The organism is Streptomyces sp. NPDC058637 (assembly GCF_042717325.1).
Classification (GTDB): domain Bacteria; phylum Actinomycetota; class Actinomycetes; order Streptomycetales; family Streptomycetaceae; genus Streptomyces.
Window position 1 is genome coordinate 169,820 of sequence record NZ_JBHXRD010000006.1, and the last position, 23,085, is coordinate 192,904.

Annotated in this window: 19 protein-coding genes; 10 read left to right on the top strand and 9 right to left on the bottom strand. The window is 71.7% G+C overall.

Translation table 11 applies throughout. The features are described 5' to 3' along the window. Positions 1-2 precede the first annotated feature (2 nt). Complete coding sequence (gene pdhA / locus ACFWVP_RS08180) at positions 3-1,151, bottom strand: pyruvate dehydrogenase (acetyl-transferring) E1 component subunit alpha (RefSeq protein ID WP_384494599.1); 1,149 nt, start codon at positions 1,149-1,151, stop codon at positions 3-5. A gap of 346 nt (positions 1,152-1,497) precedes the next feature. On the opposite strand from pdhA (ACFWVP_RS08180), the gene ACFWVP_RS08185 reads away from it, so the two are divergent. The 3 genes from ACFWVP_RS08185 to ACFWVP_RS08195 all read left to right on the top strand — a co-directional run bounded on the left by ACFWVP_RS08185 (position 1,498) and on the right by ACFWVP_RS08195 (position 3,944). Next, entirely contained in the window at positions 1,498-2,157 is a 660-nt protein-coding gene (locus tag ACFWVP_RS08185) for a response regulator (RefSeq protein ID WP_384494601.1), read from the top strand. Between the two features lie 259 nt (positions 2,158-2,416). Next, the gene (locus ACFWVP_RS08190; RefSeq protein ID WP_384494603.1) at positions 2,417-2,860 is read left to right on the top strand and encodes a pyridoxamine 5'-phosphate oxidase family protein; all 444 of its coding nucleotides are present in this window, start codon (positions 2,417-2,419) and stop codon (positions 2,858-2,860) included. A gap of 28 nt (positions 2,861-2,888) precedes the next feature. Then, on the top strand, positions 2,889-3,944 hold the full coding sequence (locus tag ACFWVP_RS08195) for a phosphotransferase (protein WP_384494605.1): 1,056 nt from the start codon (positions 2,889-2,891) through the stop codon (positions 3,942-3,944). A gap of 14 nt (positions 3,945-3,958) precedes the next feature. On the opposite strand, the gene ACFWVP_RS08200 is transcribed toward ACFWVP_RS08195, so the two are convergent. Then, positions 3,959-5,563, bottom strand: a complete 1,605-nt coding sequence (locus ACFWVP_RS08200) for a protein kinase (RefSeq protein WP_384494607.1) — start codon at positions 5,561-5,563, stop codon at positions 3,959-3,961. Between the two features lie 292 nt (positions 5,564-5,855). Between ACFWVP_RS08200 and ACFWVP_RS08205 the strand changes: the two genes are divergently transcribed. From ACFWVP_RS08205 to ACFWVP_RS08230, 6 genes are all read left to right on the top strand, one after another. Next, positions 5,856-7,490 carry a protein kinase gene (locus tag ACFWVP_RS08205; RefSeq protein ID WP_384494609.1) on the top strand — a complete coding sequence of 545 codons (1,635 nt, stop codon included), beginning with the start codon at positions 5,856-5,858 and terminating at the stop codon, positions 7,488-7,490. 475 nt (positions 7,491-7,965) lie between these two features. Beyond that, positions 7,966-8,265 carry a hypothetical protein gene (locus ACFWVP_RS08210; RefSeq protein ID WP_384494611.1) on the top strand — a complete coding sequence of 100 codons (300 nt, stop codon included), beginning with the start codon at positions 7,966-7,968 and terminating at the stop codon, positions 8,263-8,265. Between the two features lie 100 nt (positions 8,266-8,365). Continuing rightward, positions 8,366-8,986, top strand: coding sequence for a PadR family transcriptional regulator (locus ACFWVP_RS08215; RefSeq protein ID WP_384494613.1), 621 nt, complete (start codon positions 8,366-8,368; stop codon positions 8,984-8,986). 153 nt (positions 8,987-9,139) lie between these two features. Continuing rightward, a complete protein-coding gene (locus ACFWVP_RS08220; protein WP_384494615.1) occupies positions 9,140-9,904 on the top strand; it encodes an ABC transporter ATP-binding protein in 765 nt (254 codons plus the stop codon). After that, a complete protein-coding gene (locus tag ACFWVP_RS08225; protein ID WP_384494616.1) occupies positions 9,901-12,759 on the top strand; it encodes an ABC transporter permease in 2,859 nt (952 codons plus the stop codon). Before ACFWVP_RS08220 ends, ACFWVP_RS08225 begins: the two co-directional genes overlap by 4 nt. 104 nt (positions 12,760-12,863) lie before the next feature. Then, positions 12,864-13,412 carry a bacterial proteasome activator family protein gene (locus ACFWVP_RS08230; RefSeq protein WP_384494618.1) on the top strand — a complete coding sequence of 183 codons (549 nt, stop codon included), beginning with the start codon at positions 12,864-12,866 and terminating at the stop codon, positions 13,410-13,412. 128 nt (positions 13,413-13,540) lie between these two features. Here ACFWVP_RS08230 and ACFWVP_RS08235 read toward each other — a convergent pair whose 3' ends face one another. The 7 genes from ACFWVP_RS08235 to pdhA (ACFWVP_RS08265) all read right to left on the bottom strand — a co-directional run bounded on the left by ACFWVP_RS08235 (position 13,541) and on the right by pdhA (ACFWVP_RS08265) (position 22,323). Beyond that, positions 13,541-14,554, bottom strand: a complete 1,014-nt coding sequence (locus ACFWVP_RS08235; protein ID WP_384494619.1) for an NAD(P)H-quinone oxidoreductase — start codon at positions 14,552-14,554, stop codon at positions 13,541-13,543. A gap of 204 nt (positions 14,555-14,758) precedes the next feature. Then, entirely contained in the window at positions 14,759-15,925 is a 1,167-nt protein-coding gene (locus ACFWVP_RS08240; RefSeq protein ID WP_384494620.1) for a potassium channel family protein, read from the bottom strand. Continuing rightward, positions 15,883-17,358, bottom strand: coding sequence for a molybdopterin molybdotransferase MoeA (locus ACFWVP_RS08245; RefSeq protein WP_384494622.1), 1,476 nt, complete (start codon positions 17,356-17,358; stop codon positions 15,883-15,885). The genes ACFWVP_RS08240 and ACFWVP_RS08245 overlap by 43 nt, the downstream gene beginning before the upstream one ends. A 251-nt stretch (positions 17,359-17,609) precedes the next feature. Next, positions 17,610-18,485 carry a DUF6457 domain-containing protein gene (locus ACFWVP_RS08250; RefSeq protein ID WP_384494624.1) on the bottom strand — a complete coding sequence of 292 codons (876 nt, stop codon included), beginning with the start codon at positions 18,483-18,485 and terminating at the stop codon, positions 17,610-17,612. A gap of 285 nt (positions 18,486-18,770) precedes the next feature. Beyond that, positions 18,771-20,135 (bottom strand): dihydrolipoamide acetyltransferase family protein, encoded by a 1,365-nt coding sequence (locus ACFWVP_RS08255; RefSeq protein WP_384494626.1) that lies wholly within the window; start codon positions 20,133-20,135, stop codon positions 18,771-18,773. Next, complete coding sequence (locus ACFWVP_RS08260) at positions 20,135-21,166, bottom strand: alpha-ketoacid dehydrogenase subunit beta (RefSeq protein ID WP_384494628.1); 1,032 nt, start codon at positions 21,164-21,166, stop codon at positions 20,135-20,137. Before ACFWVP_RS08260 ends, ACFWVP_RS08255 begins: the two co-directional genes overlap by 1 nt. Beyond that, positions 21,163-22,323 (bottom strand): pyruvate dehydrogenase (acetyl-transferring) E1 component subunit alpha, encoded by a 1,161-nt coding sequence (gene pdhA, locus ACFWVP_RS08265; protein WP_384494630.1) that lies wholly within the window; start codon positions 22,321-22,323, stop codon positions 21,163-21,165. Before pdhA (ACFWVP_RS08265) ends, ACFWVP_RS08260 begins: the two co-directional genes overlap by 4 nt. Positions 22,324-22,534: 211 nt before the next feature. Here pdhA (ACFWVP_RS08265) and ACFWVP_RS08270 point away from each other — a divergent pair, with 211 nt between their 5' ends. Next, positions 22,535-23,056 (top strand): Lrp/AsnC family transcriptional regulator, encoded by a 522-nt coding sequence (locus ACFWVP_RS08270; RefSeq protein WP_384494632.1) that lies wholly within the window; start codon positions 22,535-22,537, stop codon positions 23,054-23,056. Positions 23,057-23,085 lie beyond the last annotated feature (29 nt).

Here is a 23,085-nt window from a genome sequence, read left to right on the forward strand (position 1 = left end):
GGCTAGTTGCCCTCCTCGGCGAACGATGCCTGGTAGGCGGCGAACTGGGCGCGCTCCTCGTCGACGAGCGGGCTGCCGTCGGCGTAGGCGTGGTCGAAGATCGCCAGCCGGTCCGGGTCGGGCATGGCCCGCACCGCTTCGCGGACCCGCTTGCCGAGGGTCTCGCTCTCCTCCTCCAGCGCGGTGAAGTACGCCGCGTCGGCGAGGTCCTGCTTCTCCAGGTACGCACGCAGGCGCAGGATCGGGTCCTTGGCCTCCCATGCCGCACGCTCCTCGTCCGCCCGGTACTTGGTCGGGTCGTCGGAGGTGGTGTGGGCTCCCATGCGGTACGTGAACGCCTCGACGAGGGTCGGCCCCTCGCCCCGGCGGGCACGCTCCAGCGCCGACCTGGTGACGGCCAGGCACGCCAGTACGTCGTTCCCGTCGACCCGGACACCAGGGAAGCCGAAGCCCTGTGCGCGCTGGTAGAGCGGCACTCGCATCTGCTTCTCGGTCGGCTCGGAGATGGCCCACTGGTTGTTCTGGCAGAAGAACACGACGGGTGCGTTGTAGACCGCGGAGAAGGTGAAGGCCTCCGCGACGTCGCCCTGGCTGGAGGCTCCGTCACCGAAGTACGCGATCACGGCCGAGTCCGCGCCGTCCTTGGCGACGCCCATGGCGTAGCCGGTGGCGTGCAGGGTCTGCGAGCCGATGACGATCGTGTACAGGTGGAAGTTGTTCGTGGTGGGGTCCCAGCCGCCGTGGTTCACGCCGCGGAACATCCCGAGCAGATTCGTCGGGTCCACCCCCCGGCACCAGGCCACGCCGTGCTCCCGGTAGGTCGGGAAGACGTAGTCGTCGTCGCGCAGCGCCCGGCCGGAGCCGATCTGCGCGGCCTCCTGGCCCAGCAGCGAGGCCCACAGACCCAGCTCGCCCTGGCGCTGGAGCGCGGTGGCCTCGGCGTCGAAGCGGCGGGTCAGGACCATGTCCCGGTAGAGACCGCGCAGCTCGTCGCCGCTCAGGTCGATCTGGTAGTCCGGGTGCTCGACGCGCTCGCCCTCGGGCGTCAGCAGCTGAACCAGCTGGGGCTCGGAACTCTGTGGCGTCTTCGCGGCGCTGGTCCGCTTGCTGCTGCGTCGCGGTTTGCGCGCGGCAGTGCTCTCCACGGTCACGTGCGTGCTCCTCCGTCGGTCCGGCCCCCGGGATGGCCGGGAACCAGTGCGGCTCGCCTGTGTCCGGACCCGTGCACGGGGTGGGTGCCGCTCGGCCGGGAACAGGCGTGACAGGTGCCCCGGCGAGCGCCCTGTCATAGGCACGTTACCCAGTGCACCGCATAACTGCGAAACACCTTGTGACCTGCAATTTTGCTTGGATTTCCAAGTAAATCGCAAAAAACGGGGACTCCTGCTGGTCACAGCACTGGCAACAGCCTTGCAGGCCGCCGGAACAACGGCACGTTATCCCGGGCGGCAGCGCCAGGGAAGGGCAGACAGGAAAGGAGTATGTGAGACTTCGATTGTGCGCGAAGAAGGAAAAATCACCGTATTCCTGCTCGACGACCATGAAGTCGTCCGGCGCGGCGTTCATGAGCTGCTCTCCGTCGAGGAGGACATCGAGGTCGTCGGCGAGGCCGGCACGGCGGCCGACGCGCTCGTACGGATCCCGGCGACACGGCCGGATGTCGCCGTCCTCGACGTGCGCCTGCCCGACGGCAGCGGTGTGGAGGTCTGCCGCGAGGTCCGCTCGAAGGACGAGAGCATCAAATGCCTGATGCTGACCTCGTACGCCGATGACGAGGCCCTCTTCGACGCGATCATGGCGGGCGCGTCCGGATACGTGCTCAAGGCGATCCGGGGCAACGAGCTGCTGAACGCCGTACGGGACGTGGCGGCCGGGAAGTCCCTGCTGGACCCGGTGGCCACCGCGCGCGTGCTGGAACGGCTCCGCGAGGGCAAGGACGGGAAGGGCGACGACCGGATCGCCGGCCTGACCGACCAGGAGCGCAGGATCCTCGACCTGATCGGCGAGGGGCTGACGAACCGGGTCATCGGCGAGCGGCTGCACCTCGCCGAGAAGACCATCAAGAACTACGTCTCCAGCCTTCTCGCCAAGCTGGGCATGGAACGGCGCTCGCAGGCGGCGGCGTACGTGGCCCGGCTCCAGGCGGAGAAGCGCTGAGCGGCGCGGGCCGCGGCGGTGCGGGCGTCCCGGGTGTGCGGGCGCAGGGCGTCCCGGGTGTCCGGGTTCTCGGGCGTTCGGCGCGTCGGGCCGGGGCGCGTGGGACGACCGGCGGGGTCCGGGCCAGGGCGCGCCGAGCGATGCGGGGCGGGCGGCGCGGGCAGGGGGCGCGCCGAGCCGTGCGGCCGGGACTTTGGTCCCTGGCCGACGGGGCCGCGGACTCTTACCCGGCCCCTACAGGTGCCGGAGAGTGGAGCGCATGCTCTCTCCCCGACCCTCCGACGAACTCCGCGCCATCGAGCTCCTCGGCCGCGTCCGTTACGGCCGGCTGGCCACGAGCATGCGGGCCCTGCCCTTCCTGGCGGTGGCCCGTCACCTGGTGATCGAGGGCCGGGTCGTCCTGCGGATGCACCGGGGGCTCGGCTGTCACGAGTCCTGCGACGGGAGTGTCATCGCCTACGGGGCGGACAACTTCGACTCCCCCGCCGCCGTCCCCGCGTCCGACCGCGGCCCCGACGGCGGCGAGGAACTCTGGTCCGTGCAGTTCACCGGCCCCGCCGAGATCGTGCACCCCGACTCCGATCAGCGGGAACTCTTCGGCACCGGGCCGTCCGAGGTGAACGGCGAAGCCTTCGATCCGGTGTATCTCCGGCTCGATCCGCACGTGATCCATATGCACACTTTGACCTACGAAGCAAGTTAGTAAAACCAGCCACGCAGCGTCACCTAACATGTGGCGAGTGCTGCGCTCATCTGTGACCTTTCCACCTGTTCCTCCGGTCGGCGAGGTCATGCGCCGCTACCCGGGCGCAGGTGAACCTCTCGCCTGCGAGCCCCTCACCAAGGGCCTGCTCAACCACGGCTACCGGGTCTCCACGACCCGGGGCTCGTACTTCCTCAAGCACCACCTCGACAAGCACCACCTCGACGACGCCAGCGGTGACCACGACACGATCGTCCGGCAGCACCGTGCCACCCAGCAGCTGCACTCCCTCGGCGTGCCGGTCGCCCCGCCCCTCGCGGACACGGAGGGTGACACGGTCACGGTGATCGGCGGGGAACGCTATGCCCTGCACCCCTGGGTGGACGGCCTGCACCGCGACGGCGCCCAGCTCACGACCGCCGAGTCGCAACGGCTCGGTGCGCTCCTCGGCGCCGTGCACACGGGCCTGGAACAGGTCATGGAGGCGGACCCGCCGCCTCCCGTACGGGGGCAGAGTCCCGATCCCGCCGACACGTTCGCCCTGATCGACGACCTGTTGGCGTCCGCGCGCGCCATGGGCCTCCGAGACGCGTTCGACGAACTCGCCGTGCACCGTCTCGTCGAGCGCCGCGCCCTGCTGGAACAGCACGCGCACCGCCGCCCGCCGACGCCCGGGGAGCCCGCGAGGGGATGGGTGCACGGTGACTTCCATCCCCTGAACCTGCTCTACCGGGGCGCCGACCCGGTCGCGATCGTGGACTGGGACCGGCTCGGTGTGCAGCCACGGGCGGAGGAGGCGGTGCGGGCCGCGGCGATCTTCTTCGTACGGCCGGACGGGGAACTGGCCCTGGAGAAGGTGCGGGCGTACGCCAGTGCCTACCGGCGGTCGGCCGGCGCCGGGGCGGCCGAACTGGCCGCCGCGGTGCACCGGGTGTGGTGGGAGCGGCTCAACGACTTCTGGATACTGCGCTGGCGCTACCGCCTGCACGACCGCAGGGCCGACCCGCAGTTCCCTGCGGTGTCGGCCCTGGCGGTGTGGTGGACGCGCGAGTACGAGGCGGTGAGCGAGGCCTTCACGGGGTGAGGGCCCGCGGACGGCTACGGGGTGGTCGTGCCGGTGGTGGTGTTCCCGGCGGCAGCACCTGCCGAGGTACCGGCCGCGGTTCCCGCCGCGGTCCCCTCGGTCGTCGTTCCCGTGTCGTCACCGGTGGTGCCCTCGTCGGTGCCGCCGTCATCGGATCCGCCGTCGTCGCCGGTACCGCCGTCCGTCGTCGTGCTGCCGCCCTCGCTGGCGCCCGGGTCCGGCGACGTCGGCGTGTCCGACGGCTCCGCGGACGGCTCCGTCGGAGTGTCCGACGGGGGCCAGCTCGGGTCCTTGGTCTTCCAGTTCTGGCCGCCCGTGGAGGTGTCCGGCTCCTCGGTCTCCTCGGTCTCGTCGTCCGTCGGTTCCGGCGAGGACTCCGTCGCGGACGGGGAGACCGAGGTGGAGGGGGTGGTCGGTGTCTTCTTGTCACCGCCGTCGTTCGCCGCCTGCATCGCGAACGCCACACCCGCACCGATCGCGATGAGGGCGAGCAGGACGAACAGCCACATCTTCCCGCGACCGCCACCGTTGTGGTGGCCGCCGGAGTACGCGCCGTCGTCGGGGTTCATCGGCGGCAGGATCGGGCCCTGCGAGGTGTCCCCGTGCATCGGGTGCCCCATGGCCGCCGTACCGCCGCCGATGTTCATCGCGGCCGTGTGGCCGGTGTCGTTCAGCACGACCGGGCCGGTGTTCCACGTACCCGTGTGCCCGCCCTGGACCTGGAGCATCTGCAGGCTGTACTGGACGAGGCCGCGCATCTCCTCGGCGCTCTGGAACCGGTCGTCCGGGTCCTTCGCGAGGGAACGCATGACCATGCCGTCCAGCTCCGGCGGCACGCTCCCGGCGACCTCGGACGGCGGGACCGGGATGTCCTGGACGTGCTGGTACACGACGGAGAGCGGGGTCTCGCCGGTGAACGGGGGCCGCAGGGCGAGCAGTTCGTAGAGCAGGCAACCGGTGGCGTACAGGTCGGAGCGGTGGTCGACCGCCTTGCCGAGTGCCTGTTCGGGGGAGAGGTACTGGGGCGTGCCCATGACCATGCCGGTCTGAGTCATCGTCGACTGGGCGCCGTGCAGCGCTCGGGCGATGCCGAAGTCCATCACCTTGACCGCGCCGGAATGCGTGATGATCACGTTGGCCGGCTTGATGTCACGGTGCACGATGCCGTGCTGGTGCGAGTACGCCAGTGCTTCCAGCACGCCCGAGACGATGATCAGGGCCTGCTCGGGCGGCGGTGCCTCGGCGCTGACCAGCAGCTCGCGGATGGTGCGGCCCTCGACCAGCTCCATCACGATGTACGGCACGGTCGCGCCGCCCACGACGTCCTCGCCGGAGTCGTACACGGCGACGATCGCATGGTGGTTGAGCCCCGCGACCGACTGCGCCTCGCGCGTGAAGCGGGCCTTGGAGACCGGGTCCTCTGCGAGATCGGAACGGAGCAGCTTCACCGCGACCGTGCGCCCCAGACGGACGTCCTCCGCGGCGAAGACCTCGGCCATGCCGCCGCGGCCGAGCCGGTGTGTCATGCGGTAACGGCCGTCCCCGACCACGCCGTCGACACCCCAGGAGTCGGTGCCATCCGAAACTCCGCCGCCGTTTGCTTCGGATCCGGGTGCCATCAGTCCTCGCCGTCGTTTCTGTCCGCGCGTCCGCGGGTTCTCACGGTGCCTTGCTGCATTGACACGTCACGCTACAGCCTCCGCCGGACCCACCTGTTCCGAGCGGGACGGGTCATCCAATCGGCTGGCGTGGCGCACACGCAAATTCCATGCGTTTCCTGTAACGCTTCCGAGACGCTTCTTGTGCGTAGGGTCACGGAACGGGCACCTGGCTTGACGTGTCGGACCCCTCGGGCAGACTTGGCCCGTAATAGGGATCATCGCGTCCGTGGGCGCCTAGGGGGAGCAAGTCATGAGCCAGGACGGCGCACACGGCGCACAGGGGCGCTACGCGGGCGGTTCCGTGGCCGGTGGCCGCTACCAGCTGCGCGACCTCCTCGGCGAAGGCGGGATGGCGTCCGTCTATCTCGCGTACGACTCCGCGCTCGACCGCCAGGTCGCCATCAAGACGCTGCACACCGAGCTGGGACGCGAGCAGTCCTTCCGCGAGCGGTTCCGGCGCGAGGCGCAGGCCGTCGCCAAGCTTCAGCACACCAACATCGTCTCGGTGTTCGACACGGGCGAGGACGAGCTCGGCGGCGCGCTGATGCCGTACATCGTCATGGAGTACGTCGAGGGGCAGCCGCTCGGCTCCGTGCTCCAGGCAGACATCCGGACCCATGGCGCGATGCCGGCCGACAAGGCGCTCAAGGTGACGGCGGACGTGCTCGCCGCCCTGGAGACCAGCCACGAGATGGGCCTGGTCCACCGCGACATCAAGCCCGGCAACGTGATGATGACCAAGCGCGGCATCGTGAAGGTCATGGACTTCGGCATCGCCCGCGCCATGCAGTCGGGCGTCACCTCGATGACCCAGACCGGCATGGTCGTCGGCACGCCCCAGTACCTCTCCCCCGAGCAGGCGCTGGGCCGCGGAGTGGACGCGCGGTCCGACCTCTACTCCGTCGGCATCATGCTCTTCCAACTGCTCACGGGACGCATCCCGTTCGACGCGGACTCGCCTCTCGCGATCGCGTACGCGCATGTGCAGGAGGAGCCGGTCGCGCCGTCCAGCATCAACCGTTCGATCACGCCCGCGATGGACGCGCTCGTCGCACGCGCGCTCAAGAAGAACCCGAACGAGCGCTTTCCCAGCGCCGCGGCGATGCAGGACGAGATCACGCGTGTGCTGAACGCGGGCGCCCACGTGGGTGCTCCGGTGATCATCGGCGGGGGCACACCGGCGAACAGCGGCTCGGGCGTCGGCTCGGCGGTCTTCCCGCCCGTCGACCAGACCGCCCCGGCACCGCACGGCGTGCACACGCCCTACCAGCCGTACCCGGGAACCCACCAGCAGCCAGGCCCCTACGCCTCGCCGACCCCCGCCCCCACACCGGGCTACGGCTACCCGCAGGCGGCCCAGCCGTACGGCACCCAGGCGCCCCTCGCCCACGGGACTCCGCCGCCCTACACGATGTCCCCCCGGTCCACGGCGGTCACGGGCGGCAACGGCGGCGGTTCCCGGCGGAACCTCCCGGTCATCGTGGGTTCGATCGTGGTGGCCCTGGTGGCGATCGGCGGCCTGATCGGCTTCCTGTCCATGGACGACGAGGACCCCGGCACCGACGACCCGAGCACCGGCGAATCGGTCGCGGGTGAGCACAGGCCGCCGGAGCGGAACCGGACGATGGACACCGAGAAGTGCACGGACGCGACGGAGGACTCGGACGACCCGCAGAAGGTGCAGGCGCCGAGCTTCGTCTACAAGGACATCCTCTCGGCGAAGGAATGCGCCCTCGCCGCGGGCTGGACCGTCAAGGAGATCGAGGAGCCGGGCAACACATACGCCGAAGGCCAGGTCGTCGGCCAGTTCCCGTCCGCCGGGACGGCCGTGGCGGAGCGCGGCGCCCACTTCGAACTGAAGGTCTCCACCGGCGACCCGGCCTGACGTCACGCGCGGGCGGGCCGACGGACGGTTCGTGTGCGGGGTGGTGCGTGAACGGGCGACTCGCGATCGCGTCCGCGGGTGGGCGCGTGCGTGACCCGCGTTGTTCGCGGTCTGCCCGCTCGTGAGCGGTCCTGCCCGTTCGTGAGCGGTCCTGTTCGCGGCTCGGTCCCAATCATGCCCGGCCCGTCGGGCGGCTCGGGCGGTCGGCTGCCGCCGGGATGCCGGACGCAGCAGGGCGTGTGACGCTGATCTCATGCCTCCAGGACTCCTGGTCTCACGGTCGTCACGATGCGTGGCCTGTCTGGTGATGGCGGCCGGCGTGGCACTCGGGCCGTCGGCCGGGGCGTACGGGGACAGCGGGCCCGCCGCGGTACGCCCCGCCCCCGGCGCATCGGACCGACCACCGGGAGCGACCTCGGAATCTCCCTCGGGACCGGCCTCGGGATCGCCCTCGGCGGAGGAGTCCGAGGCCCCCATGGCCGGAAGGCTGGCCGGCGAGGGCCGGGCGCGGCCCGGGCGGTCGTTGTCGCCGGCGGAGCTCGCCGACTCCGAGGCCTCGGCCGACGAGGTGCCGCCCGGGACGGACCCCGGCGAGGTGCCCGCCTTCACCCCTCCGCCCGACGCGTTCCCCCGACCGGGCCGCACCGCCCGGCAGCGGCAGGCACTGGACGAGCCCGCCGTGCGGCAGGTCCAGCAGGTCTCCCTCGGCAGCGGAATCGCCCTGGTCGGCCTGGGGCTGGGTTTCCTGGCATTCCGTATGCGTCGCGTGAACTGACAGCGTGAACCGCCGGCGTGCACTGGAAGCGTGAACCGCCGGCCTGAACTGCTGGCCGAGGCACTTGCGTTCAGCAACCTACTCGGTATACATACTCAGTATGTCGATCCGTCACGGCCTGCTGGCCCTCCTGGAGCGAGGGCCTCGGTACGGCTCCCAGCTCCGCACCGAGTTCGAGTCCCGCACGGGCTCCACCTGGCCGCTGAACGTCGGTCAGGTCTATACGACCCTCAGCCGTCTGGAACGCGACGGCATGGTCGTCCAGGACGGTGAGGACGCCGCGGGCCACGCGCTCTACTCGATCACCGACGACGGCCACGCCGAGCTGCGGAGCTGGTTCGAGACCCCGGTCGACCGCAGCAGTCCGCCCCGCGACGAGCTGGCGATCAAGCTGGCGATGGCGGTCGGAGCGCCCGGCGTGGACATCCGGGCCGTGATCCAGTCCCAGCGCGGCCACACGCTGAAGGCCATGCAGGACTACACACGGCTGAAGGCCCAGGCGCTCGCCGACGTGCCCTCCGACCGTGACGAGGTCGCCTGGCTCCTCGTGGTCGAGCAGCTGATCTTCCAGGCCGAGGCGGAGGCCCGGTGGCTGGACCACTGCGAGTCCCGCCTCGTACGCCTCGCCGAGGCCGCCGCCACCGAGCCTGCCCCGTCCGCCGCGTCCACGGGCCGGCCGGGAACCCGTACAGCGGCTTCCCGGCCCGGTAACCGGCACTGACCCCGCCGGGGCCGGCCACCGGCGCCCACCACCGGGGCGGCCCTCGCCTCTCACGCCCCGGCCCCGGACCGCACAGGCCGCAGCCCGCGCGCAGAGCGCCGGCGCCGCGGTCCCGCCCGGCTTCCGCACGCCCTTCCCAGGGAGTAACCCGTCATGTCCTCGTCCGTCCCGTCCCCGTCCTCCGGTCCGCCCGTGGACACGCCTGTCCTCGAACTGCAGGCGCTGACCCGTACCCACGGCTCCGGTATCGCCGAGGTGCACGCCCTGCGCGGCGTCAACCTGTCCGTGCGCGCCGGGGAGCTCGTCGCCGTGATGGGCCCCTCCGGCTCCGGCAAGTCCACCCTGCTGGCCCTGGCCGGCGGTCTCGACATCGCGACCAGCGGCCAGGTCGTCATCGAGGGCCGGAACATCTCCGCACTCGGCCGCAAGGGCGTCGCCGCCCTGCGCCGCCGCAGCGTCGGCTACGTCTTCCAGGACTACAACCTGATCCCCGCCCTCACGGCCGCGGAGAACATCGCCCTGCCGCGCGAGCTCGACGGTGTCGCCGTCCGCAAGGCGCGCAGGGAGGCGATGGCCGCACTGGAGGAGATGCGTCTCACCGAGATCGCCGACCGCTTCCCGGACGAGATGTCCGGCGGCCAGCAACAGCGCGTCGCCATCGCCCGTGCCCTCGTGGGCGACCGGCGCCTCGTGCTCGCCGACGAGCCCACGGGGGCGCTCGACTCCGAGACCGGGGAATCCGTCCTCGCTCTCCTGCGCAACCGCTGCGACCAGGGCGCGGCGGGCGTGATGGTGACGCACGAGCCGCGTTACGCGGCGTGGGCGGACCGGGTCGTTTTCCTCCGGGACGGGACGATCGTCGACCAGACGCTGTCGTCCGGCGCCGAGTCGCTGCTGACCGTGGAGGGTGCCCGGTGAGCTTCCTCCCGGGGTGGCGGGCCGCCTTCCGGATAGCCCGGCGCGACGCACTGCGGTCCAGGGGCCGCAGCGCGCTCGTCGTCGCGATGATCGCCCTGCCGGTCCTCGGTGTGACGGCCGCCGATGTCACGTACCGCAGCTCCACACCGACCGCCGCCGAGGAACTGACGGCCACGCTGGGTTCGGCGGACGCCGTGTTCAGTTCGGCGGGCATCGGGCCCGTCCAGGTCGAGCAGCTGCCCGACCTCAGGACCTACGACGTTCCGCCCGGCGCGACGCAGCCGGACAGCGCCACCGCGAAGCCGGTCGACGTACCGGGCGCCTTCCCGAAGGGCTCCCGGTACGTCACGGAGCAGTCCGTGCCCGCCACCGTCACCACCCGGCACGGGATCGCCAACATCGAGATCGTCGAGCTGCGCACCTCCGACCCGGCGGTCCGCGGCAAGCTCGACCTGGTCGACGGGACGTATCCGGAGGGCAGGGACGAGGTCGTCGCGACCGAACGCTTCCTGGAGGCCACCGGGCTGGGCATCGGCTCCCGCACGACACTGCGCGGCCCCGAGCAGACGTACACGATCACCGGCAGCGTCGAGGTGCACAGCAACCTCGCCAGGAGTGCGCTGTACGCCGAACCGGGTGCGGTCGTCGCACCGTGGAAGGCGGCGGCCGCCCGGGACGACAAGGTCGTCCCGCCCGATCCCGGTGACACGAAGTGGCTGGTCCAGGGCGCGGCCGGGGCCGGTGTCACCTGGCAGGACGTGCTCGCGGCCAACAGGAAGGGCGTGCTGGTGCTGTCCCGCCAGGTGGCCCTCGACCCGCCGCCGGACTCCGAGGTGCCCCTGGCCGCACGCGCCGGATCCGGTTTTCCCGACGACTCAATGGAGCTGAGCGCGGCCGTCGTGACCGTCGTCGCCATGGCGGTCCTGGAGGTCGTCCTGCTGGCGGGCCCCGCGTTCGCGGTCGGTGCGCGCCGCTCGCGCAGGCAGCTCGGTCTCCTCGGCACCTGCGGCGGTGACCGGAGCCAGGTACGGGCGGTGGTGCTGGCCGGGGGTGCGGTGCTCGGCGGATTCGGCGCCGTGGCCGGTGTCGTCGGCGGTCTCGGGCTGACCGTCCTGTGCCGTCCGATGATCGAGGGCTGGACCGAGAGCCGCTTCGGCACGCTCGAGATCCGTGTCCAGGAACTGCTCGCGATCGCTCTGATCGGCTTCGTCACCGGAATTCTGGCGGCGCTGGCCCCCGCGATCGTGGCCGGCCGCCAGTCCGTGCTGGAATCGCTCACCGGCCGCCGTGGCACGCGCCGGAGTTCCCGGATCCTGCCCGCCGTGGGCTGCGTGGCCCTGGCGGGCGGTATCGCGGTCGCCGTCGTCGGCGGGACCGGGGGAGACACGACGCTGGTCGTCGGCGGGTCGATCGTCGCCGAACTCGGGGTGCTCGCCTGCATCCCGGTGATCGTCGGCTTCCTCGGCCGGTTCGGCTCCCGGCTGCCGCTCTCCCCCCGGATGGCACTGCGCGACGCCGCGCGTAACCGGGGACGCACGGCCCCCGCGGTCGCCGCCGTGATGGCCGCGGTCGCGGGCACGGTGGCCATCGCCACGTACACGACCAGCGTGACGGCCGAGCACGCGTACGACCACGTTCCCATGCTCACGCCCGGCACGGCGGCGCTCGTGAGCTCCGAGTCGGGGACGGCCGACCAGCTCCCCCTCGCCCGTGCCGCCGTCGAACAGAATCTGGCCGTCAGCGGCGGCCGTGCCGATTTCGGACGCGTCTGGGTCGGCTCCGACTGTGCCGTCCACCACGAGGAGGAGGACGGCTGCGGCACGCTCGAACTGGTCAAGCCGACCGGAAAGGGCCACAACTGCCCGCTGCAGGGACCAGGTGCCAGGAAGCTGGCCGAAGGTCTCTCCGCCGACGCGCACAAGAAGCTGATGGGCTCCCCCGCGTGTGTCGACGAATACACCCAGGCGTACTCGTTCAACTCGGGCCCAGCCAAGATCGTCGTGGGCGACACCGCCGTACTCACCTCGTACGCGAAGATCGACGACCCCGGGGCGGCCAGGGCGCTGGCGAACGGCACGCCGGTGCTGCTGAACCCCGCCTACGCGAAGGACGGCCGGGTCACCCTGAAGGCTGTCCACACGTACAGCGAGCAGGACAAGGAGAACCGGAAGCTGCACCCGGGCAAGGCGAGGACCACCACGGAGCGGTTGGCCGTGTACGTCGCGCCCGCGAGGTACGCCGCCACCCCCGGGATCCGCATGATCATGCCGCAGGGCACGGCGGACCGGCTCGGGCTGCACACCCAGGACCACGGCAGCTTCTACACCGTCGCGCACCCCCCGACGGAAGCCGAGCAGCAGGCGCTTCGGGCAGCGTTCGCTCAGGTGGGGAACGCCGCCTACCTCCAGTCGGAACGCGGGCCGAGTTCCCGGGACGAGGACGTGGTCATGCTGATCCTCGCGCTGTTCGCGGGTGTGGTGACCCTGGGCGCCGCCGCCATCACGACCGGTCTCGCCAAGGCCGACGCGGAGGCCGACCTCACCACGCTCAGCGCGGTCGGCGCACCGCCGGGCGTACGCCGTTCGCTCTCCGGCTTCCAGTGCCTGGTGGTCGCACTCACGGGTGTACTGCTCGGCACGGTGGCAGGTGTCGTCCCCGCGGTGTCACTGCGTCTGATCGACCTGCGTGACGCGATGGAGTCCATGCGCGCGGAGCCCATGGATTCCGCGTACACGCCGATCGTGCTGCCATGGGAGACCATCGGGCTGCTGGCCCTGGTCGTACCCGTGCTGGCCGGGCTGCTCGCCGCCGCGTTCGCCGGGAAGCGACTGACGCTCACCCGCCGCGCCGGCTGACGGACCACCGCCGACCGGCCGTTCCGGTACCCCCGGGGAGGGTGGATCATCCCTTTCCGGGGGCACCAACGTGATGTGCAGCAGGTGTACGAGACAATGGCGGCATGGAGATGCCGAGGAATGACCGGTCGCAGGAGCACCCCCAGGTCCTCGTGGTGGGACAGGACGGAATGGCTATCGGCGGCGGTGGCAGTGACGACGAGTCGCGCGAGGTCCCGGTGACGGAGATGGTCGAACAGCCCGCGAAGGTCATGCGCATCGGCAGCATGATCAAGCAGCTTCTGGAGGAGGTCAGGGCGGCTCCTCTCGACGAGGCGAGCCGGGTCCGGCTCAAGGAGATCCACCAGAGCTCGGTGAAGGAGCTCGAGGACGGCCTGGCGCCGGAGCTGGTGGAGGAGCTGGAACGGCTCTCGCTGCCCTTCACCGAGGAGTCCGTGCCCTCCGAGGCCGAGTTGAGGATCGCGCAGGCGCAGCTGGTCGGCTGGCTGGAGGGTCTGTTCCACGGCATCCAGACGGCGCTGTTCGCCCAGCAGATGGCCGCCCGCGCACAGCTCGAGCAGATGCGCCGCGCCCTCCCGCCGGGTTCGGTCCATGAGGACGAGGAAGGCGGCACGGACCCGCACGGCCCGGCGCGCTCCGGTCCGTATCTGTAACCACCCGCTCTGATTCGCGCCTCTGTCATCCCTTCTTCGTTTGCACCGACAGCAGTACGCGCGGGGGCCCGGCACACGTGATGTGTGCCGGGCCCCGCGCGTATCCCGTGCTGTGTCGGCCGCGTGTGTCAGGCGTTCGGGGTGGCCTTCGGGTCGGTGGCCTTCGGGGAGAGCAGGAGCACCTTGCCGATGTGGGTGCTGGACTCCAGCACCCGGTGGGCCTCGGCGGCGTCCGGCATCGGCACCGTACGGTCCACGACCGGGCGGACGACCCCCTCACCGATCAGCGGCCAGACGTGTTCCCGTACCGCGGCGATGATCGCGGACTTCTCCGCGAGCGGGCGTCCGCGCAGGGAGGTGGCCGTGACGGCGGCCCGCTTGCTCAGCAGGGCGCCCAGGTTCAACTCGCCCTTGGCGCCGCCCTGGAGACCGATGATCGCGAGGCGGCCGTTCACGGCCAGGGCCCGTACGTTCCGGTCCAGGTACTTCGCCCCGACGATGTCGAGGATGACGTCCGCCCCCGCTCCGTCCGTCGCCTTGCGCAGTTCCTCGACGAAGTCCTGCTCGCGGTAGTCGATGAGGATGTCGGCGCCGAGTTCCTGACAGCGCGCCAGCTTCTCGGGTCCGCCGGCGGTCACCGCGACCCGCGCGCCGACGGCCTTCGCGAGCTGGATCGCCATCGTGCCGATGCCGCTGGACCCGCCGTGCACCAGCAGGGTCTCACCGGGGCGCAGGTGGGCCACCATGAAGACGTTGGACCAGACCGTCGCGGTCACCTCGGGCAGCGCGGCGGCCACCGCCAGGTCCACGCCGTCGGGTACCGGGAGCAGCTGGCCGACCGGTACGGCGACCTTCTCCGCGTACCCACCGCCCGCCAGCAGCCCGCACACCTCGTCACCCACCGACCACCCGGTCACGCCCGGGCCGAGGGCCGCGATGCGGCCCGCGCACTCCAGGCCGGGGTAGGGGGAGGCGCCGGGCGGTGGGTTGTAGAAGCCCTGCCGCTGAAGGACGTCGGCCCGGTTGACCGCGCTGGACACGACCTCGACGAGGGCCTCGCCCTCGCCTGGTACGGGATCGGGTACCTCGGCCCATACGAGCGCCTCGGGGCCACCGGGTTCGGGGATCGTGATCGCATGCATGGCCGCGAGGCTACTCCGTGCGCCCCCTGACAGCCGTCAAGCCTGCGAGCCGCCGTCAGGCTTGCGAGCGACCGTCGGGCCCGGGGGACACCGTCAGGTCTGCGAGCGCCGTCAAACCTGGGGGCGCCACCAGGCTCGGGAGCGCCACACCATGCCTGCGAGCGGCTGCCAGGTCCGGGAGACGCCGTCAGGCCCTGGAGACCGTCAGGCCTGCGAGCCGCCGTCCTTCCAGGAACGCTGGTTGGACTGCGGCAGGTGGTTCGCCTGCGGGACATGTGTCGGTGAGGCCCGCACGATCGTGATCACGCGGTCCGTCAACTGCAGCGGACTGGCCGCCGGATCGTCGTACCCCATCAGCCGGTGCCCCCGCAGCACGCTGACCACCAGGTCGTCGGTCTCCCGGACGCTCTTGCCCACCTCGGCCTTTATCACCGGCCGTTCGACGAGATCGAGACCGCTGCCCTGCTGGATGAGGTCCTCCATCACCGTGCCCGCGCTCGGGCTGAGGACGGAAAGTCCCAGCAGACGGCCGGCCGCGCTCGCGCTGGTGATAACGGCGTCGGCACCGGACTGCCGAAGCAGCGGAGCGTTCTCCTCCTCCCGCACGGCGGCGACGATCTTCGCCCCTCGGTTGAGCTGACGCGCGGTCAGCGCCACGAGTACGGCGGTGTCGTCGCGCTGGGTCGCGATGATGATCTGACGCGCCTTCTGGACCTCGGCCCTCAGCAGCACATCACTGCGGGTGGCATCGCCCAGCACACCGACGAACCCTTCGGCGTTGGCAGCTTCGATCACCTTGCCCGCAGGATCGACGATGACGATCTGGTCCTTCTTCAGACCGGTGGCACAAAGCGTCTGGATCGCCGAGCGGCCCTTGGTGCCGAAGCCGACGACAACGGTGTGTTCACGCAAGTTGGTTCTCCAACGGTTCAGCCGGAAGTCCTCCCGGGTCCGTTCCGTCAGGACCTCGAGGGTGGTGCCGACCAGGATGATCAGGAAGAGCACGCGCAACGGCGTCACCAGCACGACGTTGATCAGCCGGGCCGGGTCGCTGTACGGGACGATGTCGCCGTATCCGGTCGTCGACAGCGTCACCGTCGCGTAGTAGACGGCGTCGAGGAAGTCGACCTTTCCGTCGGCGTTGTCGTGGTAGCCGCTGCGGTCCGCCCAGACGATGAACACGGTGACGGCCAGCACGGTCAGTGCCATCGCCAGGCGTTTGGCCACCTGGCGCAGCGGTCTGTCGACCACCCGTCGGGGCAGGAGCACCCGGGTGGGGACGACGTGCTCGTCCGCGCGCCTGGCCATCGCGTCTTGGCCGGGAAGTTTCACGTGAAACACCCTTCCGTCCAGGGCGTCACCGAGGCCCACGGCAGATCGAGGATCTCCACCTCGGTGCCGGACCGTACCCCGCCCGGCGGCACGACGGCCAGCCCGTCCGCGGCGGCGATCCCCCGCAGCATGGCCGGACCGTTGTAGTGCAGGGCGACGACACCGTCCGTACGGTGAACCACGGGGACGAGCCGGGTGTCGTGCGGATGTCCGTGCACCGCTTCCCGCATGGGCGCACGGTACGCGTCCTGAGCGGGCCGTCCGGCGATCCCGCGGAGCAACGGCTCGGCCAGGGTGAGCAGTCCGGACACGGCGGCCAGGGGATTGCCGGGCAACCCGACCAGGTAGGGGCCGTCACCGGCGAGCCGGGCCAGGAGCATGGGGTGGCCGGGGCGCACGGCCACCCCGTCGACGAGCAGTTCGGCCCCGGTCTCGGCCAGGACGGGGTGGACGTGGTCGACGGGGCCGGCGGCGGTCCCGCCCGTGGTGAGGATCAGATCGGCGTCGGAGGCGGTGAGAGCCTCCCGGAGCGCGCCCGCGTCATCGCCGAGGCGTCGAGGGGTGGTGACCTCTGCGCCGAGTGCCCGGAGCCAGGGGCCCAACATCGGTCCCAGGGCGTCCCGGATGAGCCCGTCGTGCGGAAGCCCGCCGGTGAGGAGCTCGTCGCCGAGCACGAGGACGTCCACCCGGGGCCGGGGCACGGCGACGAGGGCGTCGTACCCCGCGGCGGCGGCCAGACCGAGAACGGGCGGGGTCACGAGAGTGCCGACGGGCAGGAGCATGTCGCCGGAACGGCATTCCTGGCCGCGGGGCCGGATGTCCTGTCCGGGGACGACTTCGCGGGTGGCGCGGAGCAGGCCTTCGGTCACGTCGGTGCGTGCGTGCTCGCTCCGGATGACGGCGGTGGCGTCGGCCGGGATGCGGGCACCGGTGGCGATGCGTACCGCCTCGCCGTCGAGGAGCGGTTGCGCCGCCCCACGTCCCGCGAGGAGCCCTTCACCCTCCCGTACGTTCCAGGGGCCCGGCCCGGCGACGACCCAGCCGTCCATGGCGGAGGTGTCGAAGGACGGCAGATCGGTGAGCGCCATGACGGCCTCGGCCAGGACGTGTCCGAGGGCCCGCTCCAGGGGAAGCCGGTGGGCGGTACGGGGGGCGGCCCGGCCGAGCCGCTCGGCCAGGGCACGGGCCTCGCTCCAGGGTGTGGCGTGAGCGCGGTGAGCCGTCGGCGTCGGGGGTGCCTTCGGTGCGCGGCCCGGAGGGTTCGGGGCGTCCGGGGAGGCGCCGGCGTGGCCGGGGGTCTCGCCCGTCGGCTGCGAGTTGGGCCGGTCTGGCGGGCCGGCGGGCCTGGGCGGCCTGGGCGTTCCGTCGGCCCGGTCCGGCGGGAGGTGCCCGGCCTGCGCCTGCCGCCCCACAAGGGCGAGCGCCTGTTCCACGGCCCGCTCCTCCTCGGCGACCCGCTCCGTCTCGGTCACCCGCTTGGCCTCGGCGGCCCGTTTCGCCTCGGCTGACAGTCGCTGCTGAGCCGACCCGGGCTCCTGGGCGGTCCGGAGTCCCTGGCCGGACCGGGTCTCTGCGGCCGTCAGCGGCGAAGGCCGGCCGGACGGGCCCGCGCTCGATGCCGAGACCTGGGCCTCGGTCCGAGGTAGGGCCTGGGCCGAGGCGTCCGATCGGCGGTCCCGGCCGCTTGCGGGCAAGGACCCACGGGCCCCGCCTTCGGGGGCCGTCATGGTGAGCCGGTTCCGCTACCGGTCGCCGTCTCCTCCTCCCACCGGAGCGCGAGCGCGGTGGCCTTGCGGGAAGCTTCCGCAACCGCTTCGGCCGCGACTTCCGGGCTCTTCCCGCTGCTCGCCATCGCCGCCGCGTACCCGACCAGGAAGGTGGTCAGCGGTGCGGCGGGGCGGGCGACGCCGTGCGCCGCATCGCGCGCGAGGTCGAGGAGGACGCCGGTGTCGACGTCGAGCTCGATGCCCAGTTCGTTCTTGACTGCGGTGATCCATTCATCCAGCACGGTTCCATGCTCCCTGATCCGGGCCCTGGCGGCAGCAATGTCTTCCCAGGTGTCGCAGTCGAACGAGGCGAGGGGGCCGGCCTCGACCCGCGCCAGGTCGAGTTCGGCCGTCAGCAACCGCAGCGGCAGACCGGCGAGACCGCCGTGCTCGGTGGCGAGGAGTGCGAGCTCCCGCCGGAGCGGCTCGCCGCGATAGACCGCGACGAGCGGCTGGTCCCGCCCGTCGGGGTCCCTGCACAACGCACCTTCGTGGGCTCCCACTCCCGCGGCAGCCAGCAACGAACGGACCGTCGCCTCCCCCAGGAACGGCAGATCCGCGGAGAGAACGAGAACCCTCTCCGCGGTCGTGTGCCGCACCCCGGCCCCCAGCGCGGCCAACGGGCCTCCGCGTTCGGGTACTTCGCGCGTCCAGACGACCGGGCGCACCGTGGGACGGCGCCCGCCCACCACCACGGTGGTCCCGGCATCGGCACAGACGGCGAGCACCCGGTCGAGGAGTGCCCGGCCACCCACGCGGAGTCCTGGCTTGTCGGCTCCCCCGAGCCGCTTCGCGGCCCCTCCGGCAAGAACGATGGCGTCATACGCGGTCATGCCCCGAGTATGCGCGCCACCCGCCTCCGCCGATTCCGCCGGGGCGGAACCGGGGCGGAACCGGGGCGGAACCGGCGCGGCACCGGCGCGGAACTACTCACCGGCAGACGACGGCGGGGAGCCCGGCCAGGGAGCAACGGGGCCACTGGGCGCCGGGCCGCGACGGGCCCCTGTGAACGGGGCCGTCCCTGGACCACCGGCCGACGGCCCCGGCCGGTCACCCTTCGTCCGCACGCGCGGCATCCGGACACCGCGTCACGCGCCGCATCCGCGTGCCAGAGGCGGCTACAGGGTGCGCAGAAGCACCGCAGGCTGTTCCACGCAGTCGGCCACGTACCGGAGGAAGCCTCCCGCCGTGCCGCCGTCGCACGCCCGGTGATCGAAGGTGAGCGAGAGCTGGACGACCTGGCGCACCGCCAGCTCCCCCTGATGCACCCACGGCTTGGGAACGATCCGGCCGACACCGAGCATCGCCACCTCCGGAAGGTTGAGGATCGGGGTCGAGCCGTCGACTCCGAACACCCCGTAGTTGTTCAGCGTGAAGGTCCCGCCGGTCAGCTCGGCCGGTGTCAGCTTCCCGGCCCGGGCGGCCCCGGTCAGCCGGGCGATCTCCGCACCGATCGACTCCACGTTCCGGGAGTGCGCGTCCCGTACGACCGGGACGACCAGACCCCGGTCCGTCTGGGCGGCGAAGCCGAGGTGGACCTCCCGAAGCCGCACGATCTCCCTGGCCTCGGTGTCCACGGTGGAGTTGAGCTCGGGGAACCGGGCCAGAGCCGCCGTGCAGATGCGGGCCAACAGAGCGAGTACCGACACCTTGGGCGCCGTGGCGGATCCGCCGGCACCGTTCATCGCGGCCCTCGCCGCCATCAGTTCGGTGGCATCGGCGTCGACCCAGCACGTGGCGTCGGGAATCTCCCGTCGACTGCGCGCCATCTTTTCCGCGACCGCTTTCCGGACCCCGCGCAGTGGGATGCGCTCGCCTGCGGAAGCCGAAACAGGAGCCGGCCCCTGGGCCACAGTTGGTGCCGCAGCCGAGAGCTCCTCGTCCGTCGCCCTGATCGCCGATTCGACATCGGTGCGCAGGATCAGCCCGTCCCGCCCCGAACCCACGACCGTGTGGAGATCGAGACCGTGCTGCCGCGCCAGCTTCCGTACCAGGGGGGAGACGACCGCCACGGGCCCCCGCACCTCATGGGAACCGGCATCCGCAGCCGGGGGAGGGGCCGGAGCCGGGGCCGCCACGGGAGCGGCAGCCGTGACCGGCGCGGGCCTGACCCTGCGCCGGCGGGCTGCGGGTGCGGCCGTGCCGTATCCGACCAGCACGTTGCCGGACGACTCGGTCTCCTTCTCGGCGCCGGAACGGGAGGCGGGACCGAAGGCCGGCTGTCCCGTCCCCGGCTCGGTCCCGACCGCGACCGTCAGCAGTGGAGCCCCGACCGGAAGCTCCGCCCCCTCCTCACCGAACCTTGCCGTCACCACACCCCCGTACGGGCACGGCACTTCCACCATCGCCTTGGCCGTCTCGACCTCGACGACCGGCTGGTCGATGGCGACGACATCGCCGACCTCCACCAGCCAGCGCACGATCTCGGCTTCGGTCAGTCCTTCGCCGAGGTCCGGCAGCTTGAATTCGAGTACCTGCGCCATCAGCCCTCGGCCTCCCACTGAAGACGGGCCACCGCGTCGAGCACGCGGTCCACGCCCGGCAGGTGGTGCCGCTCCTGCATCGGGGGCGGATACGGAATGTCGAACCCGGCCACCCGCAGCACCGGCGCCTCCAGGTGGTGGAAACACCGCTCTGTGACCCGGGCCGCGATCTCGCCGCCCGGACCGCCGAAGCCGGAGGACTCGTGGACTACCACCGCACGCCCCGTGCGCCGTACCGACGCGGCGACGGTCTCGTCGTCGAACGGCACCAGCGACCGCAGGTCGACGACCTCGAGGTCCCAGCCCTCGGCCGTGGCGGCCTCCGCGGCCTCCAGGCACACAGGAAGGGAGGGCCCGTAGGTGATCAGAGTCGCGCTGCGCCCGGGGCGGCGGACAACCGCACGCCCGATCGGCTCCACCGCCGCAGGCGCGTCCGGGGACCAGGCTGCCTTCGACCAGTAGAGCCGCTTGGGCTCCAGGAAGACCACCGGATCGTCGGAGGCGATCGACGCCCTCAGCAGCCCGTACGCGTCGTCGACCGTGGCCGGCATGACGACGTGCAGGCCGGGCGTCGCCATGTAGTAGGCCTCGGAGGAGTCGCTGTGATGCTCGACCCCGCCGATCCCGCCGCCGTACGGCACCCGCACCGTGATCGGCAGCGGCATGGCGCCCCGGGTGCGGTTGCGCATCTTGGCCACATGGCTGATCAGCTGCTCGAACGCCGGATACGCGAACGCGTCGAACTGCATCTCCACCACGGGCCGCAGCCCGTACATCGCCATGCCGACCGCCGCACCGAGGATTCCCGCCTCGGCCAGCGGCGTGTCCGTGCAGCGATCGTCGCCGAACTCCTTGGCCAGGCCGTCGGTGACACGGAAGACACCGCCGAGCGTGCCGACGTCCTCACCGAGGACGTGCACGCTCGGATCCTCGGCCATCGAGTCGCGGAGCGCGCGCCCGAGGGCCTGCGCCATGGTGGCCGGCTTGGCCCTGCCGGTCCGCTCACCGGCCGCCGCCGCAACAGTGGTCATCGCCCTTCCTCCGCGCCGGTCTCGCCGTGCGCGTGCTCGGCGTCCAGCTCGTCCCGCAGCCGGGCGGCCTGCTCGCGCAGCTGCCCGGTCTGTTCCTCGTAGACATGGGCGAACAGGTCCATCGGGTCGAGGACCGGATCGGCGTTCATCTGCTCACGCAGACCGGCCGCCATCCGCTCCGCCGCCTCCCGCACCGTCCTGATGCCGTCCTCGTCCAGCAGCCCGCGCCCGGTCAGCTCCCGTTCCAGCAGCAGGATGGGATCGTGTGCGCGCCACGCCTCCACCTCGCTGTCGATCCGGTAGCGGGTGGCGTCGTCGGCGTTCGTATGGGCGTCCATGCGGTACGTCACGGCTTCGACCAGCGTCGGCCCCTCGCCACGCCTGGCCCGCGCCACCGCCTCCCCGAGCACCTGGTGCACCGCGGCCGCGTCGTTGCCGTCGACCAGCCGGCCCGGCATCCCGTACCCGACGGCCTTGTGGGCGAGGGACGGCGCGGCTGTCTGCTTCGCCAGCGGCACGGAGATCGCGAAGCCGTTGTTCTGTACGAGGAAGACCACGGGGGCCCGCCAGACGGCCGCGAAGTTCAGTGCCTCGTGGAAGTCGCCCTCGCTCGTGCCGCCGTCGCCGACCATGGCGAGCGCCACCACGTCGTCGCCCTTCAGCCGCGCCGCGTGCGCCAGGCCGACGGCGTGCGGCAACTGGGTGGCCAGCGGGGTGCAGAGCGGGGCGATGCGGTGCTCACGCGGGTCGTACCCGGTGTGCCGGTCCCCCCGCAGCAAGGTGAGCGCCTCGACCGGGTCCAGGCCGCGCGCCACGGCTGCGAGGGTGTCGCGGTAGCTGGGGAAGAGCCAGTCGCGCTCCTCGAGCACGAGCGCCGCCGCGATCTCGCAGGCCTCCTGCCCGGTGCTCGACGGATACACCGCGAGCCTGCCCTGCTTGGTCAGGGCGGTGGCCTGGGCGTTGTACCGCCGACCGCGCACCAGCTCGGCGTAGAGCCGCAGCAGGAGCTCGGGGTCCGCCGCGGCCGCGCCGTCCGTACCGAGCACGCGGTACGGCTCGGGGTCCGGGAGCAGCGGCGCCGGGTCGGTGAGCGGCTTCCAGGCCGGGGGCGGCGTGGGCCGATAGGCGGCTGCGCCGGGCAGCTCTTGGACCGTCATGACAAGCACCTCCAGGCATCGAGGTATATCGAGGGGTGTCGAAATCCGCAGGAACGTCGAGGCGTGGGCGAGGCACCGGTGTGGTGTGCCTCACCTACCGATTGTTCGGTCGTCAGGGCAATTTGGCTACAGGCACCGCCAGCCTGTGGACAAACGGTTCTCCACAGCCTGGGATAGGTGCAGGTCGTCCACAACAGGGAGGCACGGGAAGATGGCAGCTGAACAAATGGCCGACCGGGGCGGGGACGCCGGCCAGGTTCCGCCCGCGCGACCGCTGGACTCCATCGACCGGGCGATCCTCCGCATCCTGCAGACGGACGGCCGGGCGTCGATCAGGGCCGTCGCCGAGCGCGTCCACGTGTCACGCGCGAACGCGTACGCCCGGATCAACCGGCTGGTCGAGGACGGCGTGATCCGCGGCTTCAGCGCACGGGTGGATCATGAGCGGGCGGGGCAGGGGGCCTCCGCCTACATCACGCTGAAGATCGTCCAGAATTCCTGGCGCACTGTGCGTGAAGAGCTCCAGGCGCTCCCGGGCGCCACCCACATCGCCCTGGTCAGCGGCGATTTCGACGTCCTGCTCCTGGTCCACACCCCGGACAACCGGGCACTGCGTGAGCTGGTCCTGACCCGGATCCAGGCCATACCCGAGGTCCTCTCGACCCGCACTCTGCTGGTGTTCGAGGAGACCGACCTGGGCACCCGCCCGGACCGCCCCACCGAGCTCGCCTAGGCAGCCCGCACGGACGGCTCAGTGGCCCG